General features: G+C 49.5%; 17 protein-coding genes. 4 read left to right on the forward strand and 13 right to left on the reverse strand.

All coding sequences use genetic code 11. The annotated features are described in order from the left end of the window. Positions 1 to 64 precede the first annotated feature (64 nt). Both DYH27_RS05640 and DYH27_RS05645 read left to right on the forward strand, forming a co-directional pair. A complete protein-coding gene (locus DYH27_RS05640; protein WP_025067791.1) occupies positions 65 to 1,000 on the forward strand; it encodes a hypothetical protein in 936 nt (311 codons plus the stop codon). Positions 1,001 to 1,274: 274 nt separating this feature from the next. Then, on the forward strand, positions 1,275 to 2,147 hold the full coding sequence (locus DYH27_RS05645; RefSeq protein ID WP_004352439.1) for a sigma-70 family RNA polymerase sigma factor: 873 nt from the start codon (positions 1,275 to 1,277) through the stop codon (positions 2,145 to 2,147). 181 nt (positions 2,148 to 2,328) lie between these two features. Here the strand turns inward: DYH27_RS05645 and DYH27_RS05650 are convergent, their stop codons facing one another. Continuing rightward, complete coding sequence (locus tag DYH27_RS05650; protein WP_025067792.1) at positions 2,329 to 3,585, reverse strand: S41 family peptidase; 1,257 nt, start codon at positions 3,583 to 3,585, stop codon at positions 2,329 to 2,331. Positions 3,586 to 3,780: 195 nt separating this feature from the next. On the opposite strand from DYH27_RS05650, the gene DYH27_RS05655 reads away from it, so the two are divergent. After that, complete coding sequence (locus DYH27_RS05655) at positions 3,781 to 6,168, forward strand: TonB-dependent receptor (RefSeq protein ID WP_029216494.1); 2,388 nt, start codon at positions 3,781 to 3,783, stop codon at positions 6,166 to 6,168. An 809-nt stretch (positions 6,169 to 6,977) separates the two neighbouring features. Here DYH27_RS05655 and DYH27_RS05660 read toward each other — a convergent pair. The 12 genes from DYH27_RS05660 to DYH27_RS05720 form a co-directional block, all read right to left on the reverse strand. Continuing rightward, positions 6,978 to 7,955 carry a F0F1 ATP synthase subunit gamma gene (locus DYH27_RS05660; RefSeq protein WP_025067793.1) on the reverse strand — a complete coding sequence of 326 codons (978 nt, stop codon included), beginning with the start codon at positions 7,953 to 7,955 and terminating at the stop codon, positions 6,978 to 6,980. A 12-nt stretch (positions 7,956 to 7,967) separates the two neighbouring features. Further along, complete coding sequence (atpA, locus tag DYH27_RS05665) at positions 7,968 to 9,551, reverse strand: F0F1 ATP synthase subunit alpha (protein ID WP_025067794.1); 1,584 nt, start codon at positions 9,549 to 9,551, stop codon at positions 7,968 to 7,970. A 12-nt stretch (positions 9,552 to 9,563) separates the two neighbouring features. Continuing rightward, entirely contained in the window at positions 9,564 to 10,100 is a 537-nt protein-coding gene (locus tag DYH27_RS05670; RefSeq protein ID WP_025067795.1) for a F0F1 ATP synthase subunit delta, read from the reverse strand. 6 nt (positions 10,101 to 10,106) lie between these two features. Then, positions 10,107 to 10,619 carry a F0F1 ATP synthase subunit B gene (gene atpF / locus DYH27_RS05675; RefSeq protein ID WP_025067796.1) on the reverse strand — a complete coding sequence of 171 codons (513 nt, stop codon included), beginning with the start codon at positions 10,617 to 10,619 and terminating at the stop codon, positions 10,107 to 10,109. Positions 10,620 to 10,674: 55 nt separating this feature from the next. Then, a complete protein-coding gene (gene atpE, locus DYH27_RS05680) occupies positions 10,675 to 10,914 on the reverse strand; it encodes an ATP synthase F0 subunit C (protein WP_004352373.1) in 240 nt (79 codons plus the stop codon). Between the two features lie 323 nt (positions 10,915 to 11,237). Then, positions 11,238 to 12,341 (reverse strand): F0F1 ATP synthase subunit A, encoded by a 1,104-nt coding sequence (gene atpB, locus DYH27_RS05690; RefSeq protein WP_013671095.1) that lies wholly within the window; start codon positions 12,339 to 12,341, stop codon positions 11,238 to 11,240. After that, positions 12,338 to 12,751 carry a hypothetical protein gene (locus DYH27_RS05695; RefSeq protein WP_025067798.1) on the reverse strand — a complete coding sequence of 138 codons (414 nt, stop codon included), beginning with the start codon at positions 12,749 to 12,751 and terminating at the stop codon, positions 12,338 to 12,340. Before DYH27_RS05695 ends, atpB begins: the two co-directional genes overlap by 4 nt. A gap of 26 nt (positions 12,752 to 12,777) precedes the next feature. After that, positions 12,778 to 13,017 (reverse strand): FoF1 ATP synthase subunit delta/epsilon, encoded by a 240-nt coding sequence (locus DYH27_RS05700; protein WP_004352409.1) that lies wholly within the window; start codon positions 13,015 to 13,017, stop codon positions 12,778 to 12,780. A 39-nt stretch (positions 13,018 to 13,056) separates the two neighbouring features. Then, positions 13,057 to 14,580 (reverse strand): F0F1 ATP synthase subunit beta, encoded by a 1,524-nt coding sequence (gene atpD / locus DYH27_RS05705; RefSeq protein WP_013671092.1) that lies wholly within the window; start codon positions 14,578 to 14,580, stop codon positions 13,057 to 13,059. 68 nt (positions 14,581 to 14,648) lie between these two features. Continuing rightward, positions 14,649 to 15,626, reverse strand: coding sequence for a 6-phosphofructokinase (gene pfkA, locus DYH27_RS05710; RefSeq protein ID WP_004352470.1), 978 nt, complete (start codon positions 15,624 to 15,626; stop codon positions 14,649 to 14,651). 443 nt (positions 15,627 to 16,069) lie between these two features. Continuing rightward, positions 16,070 to 16,675: a DUF4738 domain-containing protein gene (locus DYH27_RS05715; protein WP_025067799.1), complete on the reverse strand. Its 606-nt coding sequence runs from the start codon at positions 16,673 to 16,675 to the stop codon at positions 16,070 to 16,072. A gap of 153 nt (positions 16,676 to 16,828) precedes the next feature. Further along, positions 16,829 to 18,367 carry a DUF438 domain-containing protein gene (locus tag DYH27_RS05720; protein WP_025067800.1) on the reverse strand — a complete coding sequence of 513 codons (1,539 nt, stop codon included), beginning with the start codon at positions 18,365 to 18,367 and terminating at the stop codon, positions 16,829 to 16,831. Between the two features lie 259 nt (positions 18,368 to 18,626). Here DYH27_RS05720 and DYH27_RS05725 point away from each other — a divergent pair, with 259 nt between their 5' ends. Next, complete coding sequence (locus DYH27_RS05725; RefSeq protein WP_025067801.1) at positions 18,627 to 19,058, forward strand: DoxX family protein; 432 nt, start codon at positions 18,627 to 18,629, stop codon at positions 19,056 to 19,058. Positions 19,059 to 19,068: the final 10 nt, after the last annotated feature.

Consider the following 19,068-nt stretch of genomic DNA (forward strand, 5'->3'; position numbering starts at 1 on the left):
GGGATTGAACCATCATCCCTGCCTTCCACCACCTAATAAACATTTAAACTAAACAACAACGCTTATGAAAAAGACATTTCTGACTTTTGCATTGCTCCTTGCCGTCACAGCATTGAATGCACAGACGCTCATCAAGGTTGCTCTCCAGAAAGGCGACAAGGCAACCTATGAGAACGTGACCAGCATCAATGCCGCTTCGCCTATGGGTGGCGGATCACAGAACGTGAAGATTACGAACAAGACCTGCATCGAGGTAAAGGATGCCGCCGCTGACGGTTACAAAGTGGTGTTCCTCACAAAAGACACGAAGGTGGAAGGAAACAAAGACGTGGCAATGCAGATGGGGGACAGAATCAGTCGGTTTATCGACGAAGTGCCGGTCCTCTTCCAGGTTGATGCGAACGGCAGCCTGCAGAAGCTGCTGAACTATGAAGAGGTGGTGGCGAAGATGAGCAAGGCCGCCCTTGCAGAAATCGATTCGATCTACCTGAAGAACCCCGATATGGAGAAAGCCTCACCGAAGGCAAAGATGATCATGGCACTGAACGACCTGTTCAGTGAGAAGAACATAACAGAGAGCTTCAAGGAAAAATGTCTCTTCAATCTCTACGGCAAGACACTGAAGACCGGTGAAAAGGAGAACAAAGAGATGCAGGGGATTAAAATGGCTGTCACGTATGACGTCAGCAACATCCTCGGCATGCTCTCTGTCGTAGCAAAGAGCAAAGCCGACATGGATGAAAACGAGACCAAGACCTTCCTGATCAACACCATAAAGAAAATGGGACTCGGCGAGGAGGTAACCTCGCAGATCGAGAACAACTGGGGACAGATGAAAGCCATGGGCATGACCCACATCGACATGGACGGGACTGACACCTATCATTTTCTCAAGAACGGATGGGTAAACGATCAAACCTACACAGGAAAGACGAAGATGATGGGCATGACCATGGACATCGAGTCGACATCGAAACTGACTGAGCACAGCTGGAAATAAGTCGTTTTGTCCGCCGTCATCTTCAACCATCAGCTATCTCCTCCCCTCACAATCAAGCCATCCGAGAATGTGTCCAATATCCAAGTAGGAACAGACCTGGGATATTTGACGCATTCTCCATAGGGGAGGTGAACGCTTTTAAAAAAGCATAAAAATCCCAAACGAGGCTGTATCTCGCTTGGCATTTCACATATTTATATGTACCTTTGCAAGCCGTATCAATTGGGATAACGGAAAAACCGCTATATTTTAAGGAGGAAACAGTACAGAATTCATGAGACAACTTAAGATTTCTAAAAGTATCACCAACCGCTCAAGCGAGGCACTGGACAAGTATCTTGTAGAGATTGGGCGCGAACCGATGATTACCGTAGACGAAGAGATTGAGCTGGCGCAGGAAATCCACAAAGGTGGCCGCAAGGGCGAGCGTGCCAAGGAGAAACTGATCAAGGCCAATCTCCGCTTTGTCGTCTCTGTAGCTAAACAGTATCAGCACCAAGGACTGTCTCTCACCGACCTTATCGACGAAGGGAACATCGGGCTGGTAAAAGCAGCGGAGAAATTTGATGAGACACGTGGTTTTAAGTTCATCTCATACGCTGTCTGGTGGATTCGTCAGAGCATTCTGCAGGCCATCGCCGAGCAGAGCCGTATCGTGCGCCTGCCGCTGAATCAGGTGGGAGCTATCTCCAAGATCAATCAGGTGACGAACGAGTTTGTACAGAAACACAACCGTCGTCCGTCTATCCATGAGCTGGCAGAACTGACCGGCATTGATGAGGCACGCATCCGCCAGAGCCAGAGTGCAGACAATCACCACATGAGTATCGACGCTCCATTTAGCGATGACGACGACAACTCAATGAGTGACATGCTGTCGTCGGGTGACGACTCACGCACCGACCGTGGCGTTGACTTCGAGTCAATGTCAGACGACCTTCGTGCCGTTCTTCAGAACACATTGAAGGATCGTGAGATAAAAATCGTCACCGAATGCTTCGGCATCGGCTGTCAGGAGAAAGGTCTGGAAGAAATCGGGACAGAGATGGGTCTTACCCGTGAGCGTGTTCGCCAGATTCGCGAGAAAGCGATTGAAAAGATTCGTGAAAGCGGGAATGCACGCGTGCTCATGAAGTACTTGGGCTAAAAAAGACAAAAGATAGATTTCAATTATAAAAAAAGATGTGTCTAAGTAGGCACATCTTTTTTTCGTATAAAGCACGGTAATAAATAGTTGCTGGGCTTTATCCATTGCTCCTTAATGAGAGATGATAACTTATATCATTTTATCTCATTCTTGAAAGTAAGTTCTTCTTCATTGTTCCTCGTTATTTACGTATCAGCTCCTCAGCATAAGAAAGTTGAGTATCTTTCCCCAACAAGAAATCATTTACCTTCATAGGTACAAGGTAGTGAGGCTTAATGCCTTTGCCCTCTAATGGGAACCCCTTAGGAGAATACTTAAAAGGATGACCGATTGGAATCCAGTAGTACATTCCATACGTGGTCTTAAACAAACGAGGATTACCACCAGTATCACCCGCAGAAGGCGTACCAACAACGATAGCATCACCACTCTCTTTCATTGTTATCAGAAAGCTCTCAGCAGCAGAAGCCGTAACAGGTCCTTCCAAGACAATCACCTTGCCCTTATAAGCATCCGCAGAAGGCGACAATTTTGTGCCGTTCCAAATCGTCCGTTCACCCTTTATCAGGTGCTGTGCTATGAAATCCCCGACACTACTGTTTCCTCCTGTATTCTCACGTATATCCACAATAAGATATGGAAGATTGTTTAATGACTTCAAAGCCTCACTAAACTGCTTATCAACACCCTCTACCATACTTCTCACATCAATATATCCAATCTGTGAGGACAGTCTTTTCCACGTCACATCTTGTTCTTTATTCTTTGTGGGGATATATTGAGATTGAAGATGAATTGTGAGCGTTAAAGGTTTACCTTGTCGGATAACGTCCAGTCTCTTCACTGAATCCGTATAGCTCCATAGTATATTCTTTGCTGAATACAGGTAACGTGCAGCATCAGTAGAAGCAGAAACATACTTGCTTTTATCAGTTACCCATTTATTTACTGGCACTCCATCCACCGAAACAATCTCATCTTTATCCCGCAAACCAGCTTTAATTGCAAAGTTAGAAGGCTTGTCAACGAACACCCGATTATCAATCACAATAATTTGATCTCCCTGTATAAACCAAGGTTCCTCTATGGATACATTATCTGCGTGGGCACATTTCAGATTACCAAAGAACTCCTTTATCAACAATGAATAAGCCACCTTCGACTGCATAGTATCAAGACGCTGAATGTAGACAGTATGAATCGAATCAAGATTTAGATGCTTCTCATCTTTATATACATACCGCTCTTTGACGAGGTTGAACATCTCTTCAAAGTCATTTCGGAAATCTTTTGGCTCGACGGGTATCTTGTCTGCATTATATACTTGTACATCTTCCCATTTTAAAGACGTACGTTTCTGATTCCAAACGTAAAGAACAAAGGCTGTAACTAATAGTCCTAAAAACACAAAGGTAAAAAATAAGATAAGCTTCTTCATCATATTTCAAATGGCATAATTTGTTCGTCACAAAGATATAAAAAAAATATTATACATCAAATTGAAACACATAAATAAGATAAATAAAAGCAATTATCATTTTTGTAAAAGCGCAAGAACCGCTTTGCAGCAAGTCTTTCACTTCTAAGTAACTGAGAAAGATAATAAAACAAGATCACCAACGTTATATAATGTATGAAACGTAAGGATATTCAGAAATACATATTACTACTATTGTTCATGGTGACAGCCCAGCTGGCATTTGCACAATCGTTCACACTGCAAGGGAAGGTTTCCGACAAGGAAGGCAACCCTATTGAGTTGGCTTCTGTCATGGTTGTTTCGCAGGGAAAGCTGTCGATGACCAACCTAAAAGGCGAGTTCAGCATGCAGTTGCAGAGTGAAGACTCCGTGAAGGTGCGCTTCTCAATGATTGGCTACAAGACCAAGACAAGGATTCTCGTGCGCCCAAAGGGAAAGCAGACACTACTCGTACAGCTTGCTGACGACAACGAATTGCAGGAGATCGTAGTGCAGGGTAAAGCCAAACAGCACGGAACAACGGAAGAATTAGATATTCAAAAAAACAAACAAGGACCCTCTACGTCGGGCAATGCTGTCGAAGAAATGGTACAGACACAGGCTGGTGTTTCGACCCACTCAGAGCTATCCTCACAATATAACGTGCGTGGTGGTACCTTCGACGAGAACTCTGTGTATATCAATAACATAGAAGTGTTCCGTCCCTTCCTTGTGCGAAGCGGACAGCAAGAAGGACTCTCTATTATCAATCCCGACATGGTAGAGAGCGTTGGTTTCTCAACCGGTGGATTCGAAGCGAAATATGGTGACAAGATGAGTTCAGCCTTAGACATCACCTATAAACGCCCGAAGAAGACCGAAGCCTCTATTTCTGCCTCACTTTTAGGTGCCAGTGCCTACCTCGGATTAGCTACGAAGAAGTTGACGTGGACCAATGGTGTGCGTTATAAAACCAATCGTTACCTCCTCGGATCACTCCAGACAAAGGGCGAATATCGTCCGTCATTCCTTGATTATCAGACTTATCTCTCATGGCAACCCAACAAACGTTGGCAGGTAGACTTCATCGGTAACATCTCTGACAACCGTTATAACTTCGAGCCAGAAGACCGTGAGACAAACTTCGGTACGCTGCAGAACGTGAAGAAGTTCCGTGTCTACTTCGATGGACAAGAAAAAGACCTCTTCCGTACCTTCTTCGGTTCGCTGGCTATCACACGCCATTTGAGTTCTCGCACAGACCTCTCCCTCCTCGCATCGGCTTTCACAACGAAGGAGCAGGAGCGTTACGACATTCAAGGACAGTACTGGCTGACACAGACGGAGACGTCTGAAAACCTCGGTGTGGGTACGTATATGCAGCATTCTCGCGACTATCTCAATGCTAATGTGCAGAGTTTGAAGCTGATGATGCAGCACCGTGCAGGCAAACATAAGATTGAGGGTGCAGTGACCTATAAGATTGAGCGTATCAAGGAGAACTCTGCCGAATACGAATATCGTGATTCAGCGGGCTATAACGTACCTCATACAGGGCGCGACCTGAAGATGATCTATTCGCTCCGGGCACGTAACGAACTCAATGCAAAACGCTTTGAAAGCTATCTGCAAGACACGTGGAACTTTCAGACACGCGACTCAGTCCCTACCCTCTTCACCTTGAATTACGGCGTACGCTTCGCTCACTGGAACTTCAACGGTGAGAGCCTCTTCTCCCCTCGTGCATCCCTTACCATCACACCGGGCAGAAACCGCAAACTCAGCTTCCGTCTTGCCGGCGGGCTCTATTATCAGGCACCGTTCTATAAGGAACTCCGCGATACATCAATGGTCAACGGCATCACATACGCCACACTCAACCAGAAAATCCGGGCACAGCGTTCCATCCACGCACTGGCCGGCATATCCTATCGCTTTGAGATGTTAGGCCGCCCCTTCAAGTTCACAGCCGAAGCATATTACAAGGCCCTCTCACGGCTTGTACCCTACTCGGTTGACAACGTGAAAGTGACATACTATGGGGAAAATACAGCTACAGGACGTTCCACAGGACTCGATTTAAAGCTCTTCGGAGAGTTCGTACCCGGTACAGATTCATGGCTGACCCTTAGCGTAATGAACACCAGCATGAAGCTGAATGGCAAGCGGATTCCTCTCCCGACCGACCAACGGTATGCGCTTCACCTCTACTTTACTGATTTCTTCCCAGGCTCTACACGATGGCGTATGTCGTTGAGACTGACTTATGCAGATGGACTTCCATTCTCTGCCCCACATAAGGAACTGGAGAACAATACCTTCCGTGCGTCCGCCTACAAGCGTGCCGACATGGGCATGAGCTACCGTCTGTTGGACAATCATGATGGCAGCCGCAACACTGTCTTCAAGAACATCTGGCTTGGAATAGACCTTCTGAACCTCTTCGGCATCAACAATGTCAACTCCTACCATTGGGTAACGGACATTGCCGGACAGCAATATGCCGTTCCGAACTATCTCACAGGAAGACAAATCAATGGGCGCATCACGATTGAATTCTAAGTCTGCACCCGAAGCTCATCGCTCAGAACCACATCAGAAACTCTGTTGCACACAATGAAAACGAGCGTGTGTAAAATCCCTATTGTCACTAAAATCAACTGACAATAAAAAATGGGACAGTAGATTTTTCATGGGGGATAGACCCATTCTACTTATAAAATGATCTTCTAAAGTTTAGAGTGGACAGGATGCTTGACAATGAGAACAGAATTACCGACTGTTTACTGAAAAAGTCTATTTCTCATTTGCTGTCACTTTTAACATTCTTCACTAACACATTGTTTATTAGTTTGTTATATAAATTTATAGAGTGACGGCAGTGACAGGAAAATAATCTCACAGCAGACCAATCACAGGCGCATCTGCCGTGGATGAATACCAGACTATGTCTTAATCCTAAAGTATATTCTGCTACGGCAGCCTCTTTATCGGGGTTATTCAGAAAGCTTATTTTCAAGAATAACTACTTCTATTCGATTATTATAATGCTTAACGTGATCCGTACTAAGCCTTGACACCATTGGTGTACACCCTCAACACCATTCGTGTTTATCCTCAACGCACAGACAGGAAAGAATCAGTGTGGGTGTAAATGGTAATCCCCGTTAATTATCTACTGGTCCATTAATTATCTACTGACCCAAAACAACCGTTATCAAAGAGCTGGAAGTTCAATGATAACGGTTGGTTTAGACGATAAACAGGTGTGGAAACTGTCAATAAGAAAGAAGACTTCTCACTAATCTATGTTTTGGCACACCCTTGTTTTTTCATTTATTCTGTATCGGTTCAAGAGAGCCTGACGAGCGTCAGTTGTTTACCGTACCGCCGACAATATCGAGCAACTCTGAGGTGATGGCAGCCTGACGCGACTTGTTGTATTGCAAATTAAGCGATCGAAGCAGATCGTCAGCATTGTCCGTAGCAGTCTGCATGGCCACCATGCGTGCTGCATGCTCGGAGGCATTGCTGTCCAGAAGAGCCGTAAAGACCATGTGATGGAGCAGCTTCGGCACCAGTGCCCTCAATACCGTCTGCAAGTCAGGCTCAACGATGAAATCGTCATTCAGAGGCACAACGGTTTCATTTCCGGTCTTCTGCTCTGCCGTCTTCCTTTTTTTCTTGAGATAATCCTGTGCGGCCTTTGTCGTCAGGTCAGATGACAAGTCACGTTCTGTATTGGCACTGAGTTCTTCCTCGAGGTCAATCGGAAGGAATTTCTTGCGCTGGAGAATCTGGCTGCCAGCACTCTTGAAGTGATGATAAATAATCTCCACCTTATCGTACTCGCCATCCAGCCATTTCTGTCCCAACTCCTTGGCAATGTTCCGGCACTCCTCCGAGTTGGGCTTGTCTGCAAGATTGGGATAAGGACACACACAGGTATATCCCCGCTTCTTTGCCGCCTCAGCCACCTTTCTTCCCACTGGATAAATTGTTATATCCTTGTCTGTCAGCCCTATGGAACGGTATTCATCTATCGCCTGCTGCATAAGTTTGATGACATTGGCATTGAATCCGCCACAGAGAGAACTGTTGGAAGAGAAGACCAGCAAAGCTACACGTTTCACAGGACGCTGTACGTCGAACGGAGTCTCCGTATCGGGCGTAGAGACAAGGAAAGTCCTGAGAATATGCTCGAGCATAGCCTCGTAAGGAAGCATACACTCGATGGCATACTGCGCATGGTGCAGCTTGCTCGAGGCTACCATCTTCATCGCACTCGTAATCTTGCGGGTACTCTGGACACTGGCTATACGAGTCTTGATTTCCTTTAACGATGCCATTCTTTATTGTCTTTATTTATATTGTCCGGCAATATTGCCCATGACTTCCTCTATCACCTTTACAGAAGTATCTTCCAGTTTACCGGCAGCCAGTTCACTGATAACATCGGAATGAGCTGAACGCATACTGTCGAGAAACTGGTCCTGACACTGGCGGACCTGGTCTACCGGTACATCACGCATCAGTCCATGTACGCCACAATAGAGGATGGCAATCTGCTCACCCACCGGCATCGGACTGTACTGCGGCTGTATCAGCAGCTGGTTGTTCTTACGCCCACGGTCGAGCGTCATGGCCGTCACCTTGTCCATATCGGACGAGAATTTGGAGAAAGCCTCCAGCTCACGGTACTGCGCCATATCGATCTTCAGCGTTCCCGCCACCTTCTTCATACTCTTGACCTGTGCCGATCCACCTACACGAGAAACAGAGATCCCCACGTTAATGGCAGGCCGGAAGCCCTGATTGAAGAGGTCGGACTCAAGATAAATCTGACCGTCGGTAATGGAAATCACGTTGGTTGGGATGTAGGCGGACACGTCACCTGCCTGTGTTTCGATAATCGGCAGGGCCGTAAGCGAACCACCGCCCTTGACATGACCCTTCATGCACTCCGGCAGATCGTTCATCTTCTCGGCAATTTCCTGCTGGTCGTTGATACGTGCTGCACGCTCCAGCAGACGGGAGTGGAGATAGAAGACATCACCCGGATACGCCTCACGTCCGGAAGGACGACGGAGAATCAGTGACACTTCACGATAGGCAACCGCCTGCTTCGACAGATCATCATAGACGACGAGGGCAGAGTAACCCCGATCACGGAAATACTCACCGATGGCAGCACCGGCAAACGGCGCATAATACTGCATTGCAGCAGGGTCGGCAGCCGTTGCACTGACGATAATCGTATAAGGCAGTGCGCCGTGGTCCTTCAGATTCTGTACCAAGGCTGCTACGGTAGAGGCCTTCTGACCGATGGCGACATAGATACAATAGACCGGCTGTCCCTGCTCATAGAAGCTTTTCTGGTTGATGATGGCATCAACAGCGATGGCGGTCTTGCCCGTCTGCCGATCACCGATGATCAACTCACGCTGGCCGCGTCCGATAGGAATCATCGAGTCAACAGCCTTCAGACCTGTCTGAAGCGGTTCCTTCACCGGCTGACGGTAGATGACACCTGGGGCCTTTCTGTCCAGCGGCATCTCGAAAGCATCAGTCAGATCAAGATCTCCCTTTCCATCGATTGCCACTCCCAGCGGATTGACTACACGTCCCAAGAAGCTGTCATTGACCCGGATGGAAGCAATACGATGTGTACGCCTGACGCTCTCTCCCTCCTTGATGCCTGCTGTAGGCCCGAGGAGAATACAACCGACATTGTCTTCCTCCAAGTTCATGACAATCGCCATAGTGCCATTCTCAAATTCAAGCAACTCATTAGCTTCTGCATTGCGAAGGCCATAGACGCGAGCCACGCCATCGCCGACAGTCAGTACAGTGCCGACTTCATCAAACTTCTCCTCCGAGTTGATGCCCTGTAGTTCCTTTGCAAGAATCTCAGACACCTCACTTGGTTTAATTTTATCTGACATGTTATTGATTTATTACTTTTTTAATTGTGTGAGGATAGCATTCAGCTTGTTCTTCACGCTGGCATCCATTCTGTAAGTATCGTACTCGAGGATGAAACCGCCGATGAGTGAAGAGTCGACTTCAGTGTTGAATTCGACAGTGCCATGTGCCCTGGACTGTACGAGCGCTTTCATCTTGTCTTCTGTCTGGGAAGAAACAGGAGAAGCGGTGATGACCTTTCCACAGATGATGTTCTTCTGCTTGCGATACAGAGCGACATAGTCATTCGCCATGAACTGAAGCAGTTCCTCTCTGTCCTTCTTCATTACAAGGGAAAGGAAGTCTCCTACCAGCTCCGGACTGTCTTCTCCACAGGCTACTTCCAACAGCTTGCGCTTCTTCTCCTTCGGAAGCATCGGACTTTCAATCGTCATGCGGAGTTCCGGTGCCTGAAGATAACTCCGGGCAAGGGCCTGCATGACGACATATACCTTGTCCTCGAGTTTTTGCTCACAGGCACACTTCAACAGCGCACGGGCATAGCGAACCGATATTACACCTGTATTCATAAGCGATTATTTACTTTCTGTTCCGTTAGTAGAAGCAACTTCATCCAACAAGCTGTCAATAAGCCGGGTCTGCTCGGCAGAGCCGGCAAGCTCCTTGTGCAGAATCTTCTCGGCAATCTGAACCGAAAGTTCAGCTACCTGCGAACGGATGTCACGGATGGTAGCCTGCTTCTGGTTTTCTATCTCAGCCTTGGCTTCAGCGATGATGCGGGCACTCTCTTCGTGTGCCTTCTCCTGTGCCTGTCCGACTATGGCATCACGTGTGTCAGACGCTTCCCGAAGAATCTGCGCCTGCTTCTCACGTGCCTCCATAAGCAGCTCCTCACCTTGTTTCTGAATGTTGGCAAGCCTCTGGTTGGCCTCCTCTGCCTTGGCAAGACTCTCGTCGATATACTCCTTGCGCTCGTTCACCATCTTGATGATGGACGGGAAACCCCATCTCCATAAGATGAAGAAGACCACCAGAAAGACAAGGGTCATCCAAAAGAGCAAACCGCCATCTGGCAATAATAATGACATAAGCTGCTAAATTACTTTTCTTACCAATTTTGTATAAATAGCCTTCAACTCCAGTTTAGAAAACGCAGAGAAGAGCAATGATTGCTGCAAAGAAAGCAACACCCTCGACAAGGGCAGCCGCAATAATCATTGAAGAACGAAGGTCACCGATTTTCTCCGGCTGGCGTGCCATGGCATCCATAGCCTGTCCACCGATACGACCAATACCAAGACCTGCGCCTACGGCTGCGATACCTGCACCGATAGCGGCGCCCAACTTTGCAGTTTCTGCTGCTAATAACAATGATGTCAACATAGTTTTTTGCTTTTAAATATTAATTGTTTTTATTTTCTTCTATTTCCAGGGCAGCAGGGAGAGGCTTTACACCGAGCCTTGGCTGCCTTTTTAGCCGGTTACCGGGGTGCTGAGAGAAAGAGCGATGGCAGGATTCTGATGAAGCTATCGAGACTAGCGGAACTATTGGAACTTGGCGATAATAGAGAGACTAGAAAAGCTATCAGTCCTATAACGAGGCCGTCACGACTGGCATCTATAGCTTTCAAGCAGCCGGAAATGCCAGCCTAACCGCTATATTGCCGCCCCCCGCAGCGTCTTCCGGCAGACAACCGGCGGGCTGCTTATTTATCAGCCCGTACTTCATGTACACGTGCCAGAGAAATGAACACTGCGCTCAGCATTGTAAATACCAATGCCTGAATGAAGCTGACCAGAATTTCAAGCAGCATCATGAAGATGCTCATACCCACACTCACTACCGTCATTGAAGAGCTAAGTACAACACCCATTGTCGCCATGATGAAGATGATACACGTCAATGCAAGGGCAATGGCATGGCCTGCCATCATATTGGCAAAGAGACGGACCATCAAGGCGAACGGTTTTGTAAAGATACCGAAGATCTCGATAATCGGCATCAAAGGTACCGGCACTTTCAGCCACGCCGGTACATCCGGCCAGAAGATGTCCTTCCAGTAATGCTTCGTCCCAGAGATATTGGTTACCAGGAACGTACAGACAGCAAGGAAGAACGTAATGGTAATGTTACCCGTCAGGTTGCCGCCACCCGGCGGGAACGGTACGATCCCCATCACATTGGCGACGAAGATGAAGAAGAAACAGGTCAGCAGATAAGGGGCATACCGGTCAGCCTCCTTGCCCAGCGTCGGCCTGATTACCTCATCATATACATACATCACGAACATATGCATCAGTCCCGTGAAACCCTTCGGTGCCTTGTCCGTAACATTATGCCGCCGGCACCACCGTGCAGGGATGAGTATGCACAGCAGCAGCAGGATGGCATCGATGAACAGAACGCATACGGACTTCGTTATCGACAGGTCAAAGGGCCGCACTTCCGTTCCGTCCTTCTGCAGTTCGACGATTCTCCGCTCGTAGTTACCCTTTGTCGCAATGAACAGGTTCGGATTGTTCCTGCAAGGGCGGTAGCCGGCATGAGGACCGGCTTCCAACGGTTCCTCGGCAAAATCCTCCGCCCAACCCGTGTACCAGCCCGTGGAGGTTTTCACGATGACCGGCAGATTGATGACGACCGGCTTGTCACCGATGTTGGTGACATGCCACTCATACGAGTCTTTGATGTGTCCCCACAATATGCCCTGCAGATCGACACCTCCGCCTTTGTTCTCGGATGCTGCCGCACCAGGCAGAAGCAGGAAGAGCATCACGACCATGCAAAGCAAATGCTTGAGATATTTCATTCGTCAATTATTGTTTTATTGTTCTTTTCCACTTTTGAAAAATAGATGGTGTCGAAGGCCAGCAGTACGATGTAGAAGGCCATGAAGACAACGGCGAAACCCATCACCCTCGTGCGGTCCTTCACCGCAAAGGCATAGACCAGGACAACCAGGAATGCCAGCAACATACGCAATGCCGAGGCGGCAAGATAGAACTTCCCCAGTATGCCCGGCGACTTTCCGGCTACCGCCTTCCAAGCCCCTCCATAGACGGAGATGGTGACGAGCGAGAACAGTGCGCTGATTGTCAGCATATAGGCATAAGACGAGTGCATTGTCAGCTGCACCACAAGCATACCCGAAAGATAGAGCCCTGCAATGATCCACAGGCTGATCTTCTGATACCTCTTATAAACCTTGTTACAGTCCATCCGCACCGCCGTCTGTCCCTTGTCCCTCAGATTTCCACACAAAGGCTCACCTCGTTCTTCTTCACCTCGACGAAACCGCCGACGATCCGAAGCTCTTTCTTTATGCCTTTTACGCTGTAGACGACCTTGCCTTCAACCAGTGTCGAGATGATCGGTGCGTGGTCGTTGAGTATTTCAAACTGACCTACAGTCCCGGGGACCAGCACGCTGTCGACCTCGCCTGTAAAGACAACCCTCTCCGGGGAAACTATCCTAAGTGTCAACATAGACAATTCAATTACTTTTCTTTCCGTTCAAGGGGATGATTACTTGCTAGCCTCCAGAAGGTGCTTGGCCTTCTCCTTGGCATCTTCAATCGTACCGACATTCAGGAACGCCTGCTCCGGCAGATCGTCGACCTCACCGTCCAAGATGGCGTTGAAGCCCTTGATGGTCTCTTCGATAGGAACCATGACTCCTTTGACACCTGTGAACTGTTCGGCGACGGTAAACGGCTGGGAAAGGAAGCGTTGTACCCGGCGGGCACGGTTCACGACCAGCTTGTCCTCGTCCGAGAGTTCATCCATACCCAGAATGGCGATGATGTCCTGCAGTTCATTGTAATGCTGCAACAGCTGCTTTACTCGCTGCGCACAGTCATAGTGCTCCTTGCCGACAATCAGCGGGTCGAGGATACGCGACGTACTGCCCAGCGGGTCTACCGCCGGATAGATACCCAGCTCGGTAATCTTACGGCTCAGCTCGGTCGTTGCATCCAGATGGGTGAACGTGGTGGCCGGAGCCGGGTCGGTCAGGTCGTCAGCCGGTACATAGACAGCCTGTACAGAAGTGATCGAGCCGCGCTTTGTCGAGGTGATGCGTTCCTGCATGGCACCCATCTCACTGGCCAGCGTCGGCTGGTAACCTACAGCTGAAGGCATACGTCCCAGCAACGCCGAAACCTCTGAACCTGCCTGCGTGAAACGGAAGATGTTGTCGATGAAGAACATGATATCGGCCGGTTCACCGTTCTTGCCGCCATGGTCACGGAACTCCTCGGCAACGGTCAGACCCGAAAGCGCCACTGAGGCACGTGCCCCCGGCGGCTCGTTCATCTGTCCATAGACAAGGGTAGCCTGCGACTTCTGTATTTCCTCCTGATCGACAAGCGAGAGATCCCACTTGCCTTCTTCCATCGCCTTGCGGAACTTCTCGCCATAGCGGATGACGCCAGACTCCAGCATATCACGGATCAGGTCGTTCCCCTCACGGGTACGCTCACCCACACCGGCAAACACAGAGTAGCCGTTGTGGCCCTTGGCAATGTTGTTGATCAGCTCCATGATGAGCACCGTCTTGCCCACGCCGGCACCGCCGAAGAGGCCGATCTTGCCACCTTTCATGTAAGGTTCAAGCAGGTCGATGACCTTGATGCCTGTCTGGAGCATCTCCTTGTGCGTAGACAGTTCTTCGAACTTCGGTGCCTCACGGTGAATGGGGTAAGCCCCCTCCATCTTCAGAGGTTCCATACCGTCGATAGGCTGGCCGATGACGTTCATCATGCGTCCCTTGATCTGCTCTCCTGCGGGCATGACGATAGGGCTGCCTGTCGGTACGACTTCAAGACCGCGCTGCAGCCCTTCGGTATTGTCCATAGCCACACAGCGCACGGTATCCTCCCCGATGTGCTGCTGTACCTCGATGATCAAATCCTGCCCGTTCGGACGCTTTACGCGCAGGGCATCGTAAATCTTAGGCAGAACCTTTTCAGGATTCTCTCCCTTGGTATCAAAGAATACATCGATAACAGGACCGATAATCTGGGAGATATGCCCATTAATCTGTGACATAAATATCTTTATTGTTTTTTATTATTACTTTCTTCTACAAACGGACAGGTGCAGATCATGTACCGCAATCAGATGCTCAGCTCGTCGAGTACCTTGATGAGTTTCCTGTCGAAAGGCTTGTCTGAACGGATCGCCTCTGACAGGGGCACGTAGACGACTTCATTATTCCTCACGCCTACCATGATGTTGCGCTGTCCCTGCATAATGGCCTCGACGGCCCCCACTCCCGTACGGCTTGCCAGGATGCGGTCGCGTGCCGACGGACGTCCGCCCCTCTGCAAGTGCCCCAGGATGGAGACACGCACATCATAGTCGGGAAATTCCTTGCGCACACGGTCGGCATAATACATCGCCCCGCATTTGGGACTCTCTGACACGATGACGATACAGCTCCGCTTCGATTTACGAATGCCGCGTTCCATGAAACGTGCCAGCTGGTCCACATCCGTCGAATCCTCCGGGATAATGGCCGCCTCGGCTCCGCTGGCAATGGCCGAGTTCTGGGCGAGAAATCCCGCATCACGTCCCATCACTTCGACAAAGAAGATGCGCTCGTGGCTCTGTGCAGTATCACGGATCCGGTCGACACACTCCACTATGGTGTTCATCGTCGTATCATAGCCGATAGTATTGTCCGTCCCATAAAGATCGTTGTCGATGGTGCCGGGCAGGCCGATACAGCAGATGTCAAATTCCTGTGCGATTTTCATGGCACCTGTCAGCGATCCGTTTCCACCAATGACAACCAGTGCATCAATGCCTGCGGCAACAAGGTTGTCATAGGCTTTCTTCCTGCCTTCTTCCGTAGCGAATTCCTTAGAGCGCGCCGTCTTCAGGATGGTACCGCCCTGACCGATAATCCCACTGACATTCTCGGTTGTAAAAGGACGTATATCGTTTGTAATCAGTCCGTCATAGCCGCGATAGACCGCCTTTATATCGAAACCGTTGTAGATACCCGCTCTTGTCACAGCACGGATGGCCGCATTCATACCCGGTGCATCACCACCGGAAGTCAAAATACCGATTGTCTTTATTTTAGCCATTTTGTTATTTTAGAATTCCCTTATCATGCGCAAAGATAACAAATAAAAAACATATAAGCAAAATACAAAAGGAAAAAATACGCACTGACATCGAAAAAGAATCTTCCACATACCGTGTCACATCGCAGCAATGCTCCGATTGTTCCCAAGCCTTGGGAACCGCAGTCCCAAGCACCGGGAATCCTGTTCCCAACCGTCTGGGAACAGGATTCCCAGACGGTTGGGAACAAGGGCCTGCAGCAGAGTCTGGCATACGGGGATGTGTCGACTTCCCCTGTCCGTATGCATCTTTTCCTTACAAGGAGTGAAATACCGGGAGAAAACGAAGGGGCTGTGAAAAGTCCATATAGTAGCTAAAATAGGGACAGACGCCCTCGTCTGTCCCTACGGTATGGATGTGTGACACACTTTCTTCGTTTGCTATCTTTCATTCAGGAAAGCCCTTATACGCCCTCTTCCTCGGAGATCTCCGCCTCTGTCTTCTGCTTCTCGGGGAGGGGCTGGTCGCCGGGAGTGTCAAGCTGGGTAGCCTTGGTGATGCGCAGATGGCTCATATTGTCGAGCGTCACGTCCATGGGCACATACTCGTCGCTGTTCGGGTCAGGTGATCCGACGCTGGCACCGAAATAGAGTGTCTTTCCCTCGGCACGGTCGAACATGAAGCCGACAAGTGCGCCGTCCCTGCCATACTGGCTGTCTGCACACTCTCTGAAGTCGTCTTTCGTGAATGTACGGTCGTAGAAAAGCGAGCCGTCCTGCCGCAGTACCTGAAGCAGAATCTTGTTGTCGTAATACTCTCTGCCGTCCTCGTCGTGTACCATGGCGAGCGACTTGTCCGCAAAGCGGCGGATGCGTATCATAAACGTACCCCCCAGCCACTTCACTTTCTTCTCATACAGGAAGTCGGACAGACGCTGCGGACCACTCGGCACCTTGGGTTTCGGCACTATCTTCGTGATGATGTCGTTCGATTTCTTTTCCTCCTTGCAGGAACTTATCCCTATGAGCATCAGCCCCATGACCAGAAGCTGGAACATTCGTCTTGTCATAATCTGTGATTCTTGTTCACAAAAGTAAGCATTTTCCTTGAACCCTGCAAGAATGAGGAATGAAAAAGGAGCGTCCGCACCCTCCCCTGCCCGGAGCAGTCCATGAGGAGAGAAAACGTGGGTAGGGAAAGGAGACGAGATCCTACGACCGCCTTACAGGCACTCCTTTATCAGCTTTATCAGCTGCTCCTCCCCCAGCCCGGACCGCTCCGCCGCCATGCGGATGGTAGCTTTTTTGAGGATAATCCTGCCCAGAGGCGAATTCAGCATCTTGAAGGAGGGATAGCGTGCAGCAAGTTCCTTCCTGAGGTGAGGATAGATGTCAAAGAGATCTTTCAGACGGGTATCTGAATGGATTTCGAGGGAGCCGACAGAGGGGGCGGACCGCCTTTCTTCCTTACCGGCATCATCGGAATCGCCATTGGACACAGGCATTCCCGTGGTTTTGTCTTTTCCCGCCCATGTCAAGAGGGTCTGCGACCCCTCCAGTTCACGGATATGCGTACAGTCCTGCATCATCTCCAATACACCGCGGAAACGTCCCTCTGCATCACGCACGGCAATATAGACGATGTAGATGAACACCCCGGGCTTGTTGATCCAGAACTCGGCCTTTTCCTGCTCTCCGCTGCGGAATTTCTCAACAATTTCCTTCACGATATGCACGCTCTTCCGTGGATGGCAGTTGACAACCTGCCGTCCGATAACGTTCTTCGACCTTGGGAAGATGCGATGGTCGGTGTCTGAATAGAACTTCACCAGTTCGTTCTCGTCCACGAACGAGATGTCTACAGGCAGATGCTTGTAGATGAGATTGATCTGTTCCAGTGTCAGTTTGCCCGTCGTCACATCCAGCTCCTGCTGCGGGCCGGCCGAATAGCCATACTTACTGAGCAGTGCCTGAAGGTCAGCGGCAAAGGCTGCGCCGGATGCCTGCGGCTGGGAGACAGGGGATGAGGTGTTCTCCACGCTGAAGAAGGCAAAACCGATTTCCTGATCTCCCGACTTCATGTCTTCAAACTCCTCGGGAGTGATGAGGGCAAGCGATGTGGGGTAAAGAATGGTCTCTTCCTTCTCCATCAGGTCGCGGGCATGGGCCACAAGCACCGGCTGCGCAGCGATGAACCGCTCTTCCTCACCTTTCTCCAGCAGCTCTGCAGCCTCCCTGATTTCATCCCGGATGAGATCGTCGAAATTCCACATCGTCGTAGTAGGTCGGTCAAATCCCTTCTGTTCCAGCAACGGGTAGAGCTGGTTCTGCTTGCGTTGGTAATGAACAGGGTAACGGCGTATCTGGTCATAGAGTTCCAACCACTGGTTCTTGATCAGCGGGTACTGCACGAGATCTTCCACGGCAAGCATCAGCCGGCGCATCTCATCGTTCTCCTTGTAGTAATGTGAAAGCGGATGGTCTGCCGGAAGTTCCGGGCGACTGTTGTCCATGAAGCCGTCCAGCAGTTCCATTACCTTCCGCATATCCACCCGGATGCACTCGTCGTCATCGCCGGCTTTCAGGTTCTGCTCCATATAGGCAATGTGATAGGGACGGATAGTACCCACTTTCGTCCGCATCACATCCCGGGCCTCCTCAAGCGTAATCTGCCCGGTCTCATACTTCTCTTCTGTTTCCAGCAGAGTCCGCATCTTCTCCATCTCAATCTTCGGGAGAAAGTCTTTCATCTTATTTGCCATAAATGCTACTGATTAATTGTTTCTGCCGCAAAGGTAATGTTTCCCGCCGGACGCCAGGATAACAAATGTGCCTCCAGAAAGTTAAATAACGATAAATCCTACCTGCAAACCATGAAAGAGGACCTTCACTGCCGTCAAAGATGTGGCATTTCCTGTGTTGCAGACAGAATTATGCAGTCTATCCTTTGCAAGAAAGGGGATTTATCCCTAACTTTGCAAACAGCAAACCACAATATGAAATATAAAAGGATAACAAGAAATGAAAAGTTTAAGACTACTGTCCCCTCGCAACCCGGAGGACACAAAGGCATCACTCATACTGCTGGCATCACGCCTCATCTTCGGACTCACATTCGCCAGCCACGGTCTTGACAAACTGGAGCATTTCGCCGAGACGGCAGCTCATTTTCCTGTACTGTTCGGCATGGACGGCGACGTGGCGGTCGCATTAAGCATCTTCGGCGAACTTATCTGCGGGGTTGCATTCGCCATAGGCTTCCTCACACGGTTGACAATCCTGCCGATGATTTTCACCATGTTCGTGGCCTTCACCACCGTCCATGGCGGGTCGGTCAGTGGCGGCGAACTGGCTTTTCTCTATCTCGTTGTCTTCGTTCTCTCATGGTTCGACGGTGCCGGTAAATATTCTGTCGACGGCTTCATTGCCGACAGACTGAAAAGCACAGACTGAAAACGGAACA

It is taken from the genome of Prevotella denticola (genome assembly GCF_900454835.1).
In the GTDB taxonomy this organism is placed as follows: Bacteria; Bacteroidota; Bacteroidia; order Bacteroidales; family Bacteroidaceae; genus Prevotella; species Prevotella denticola.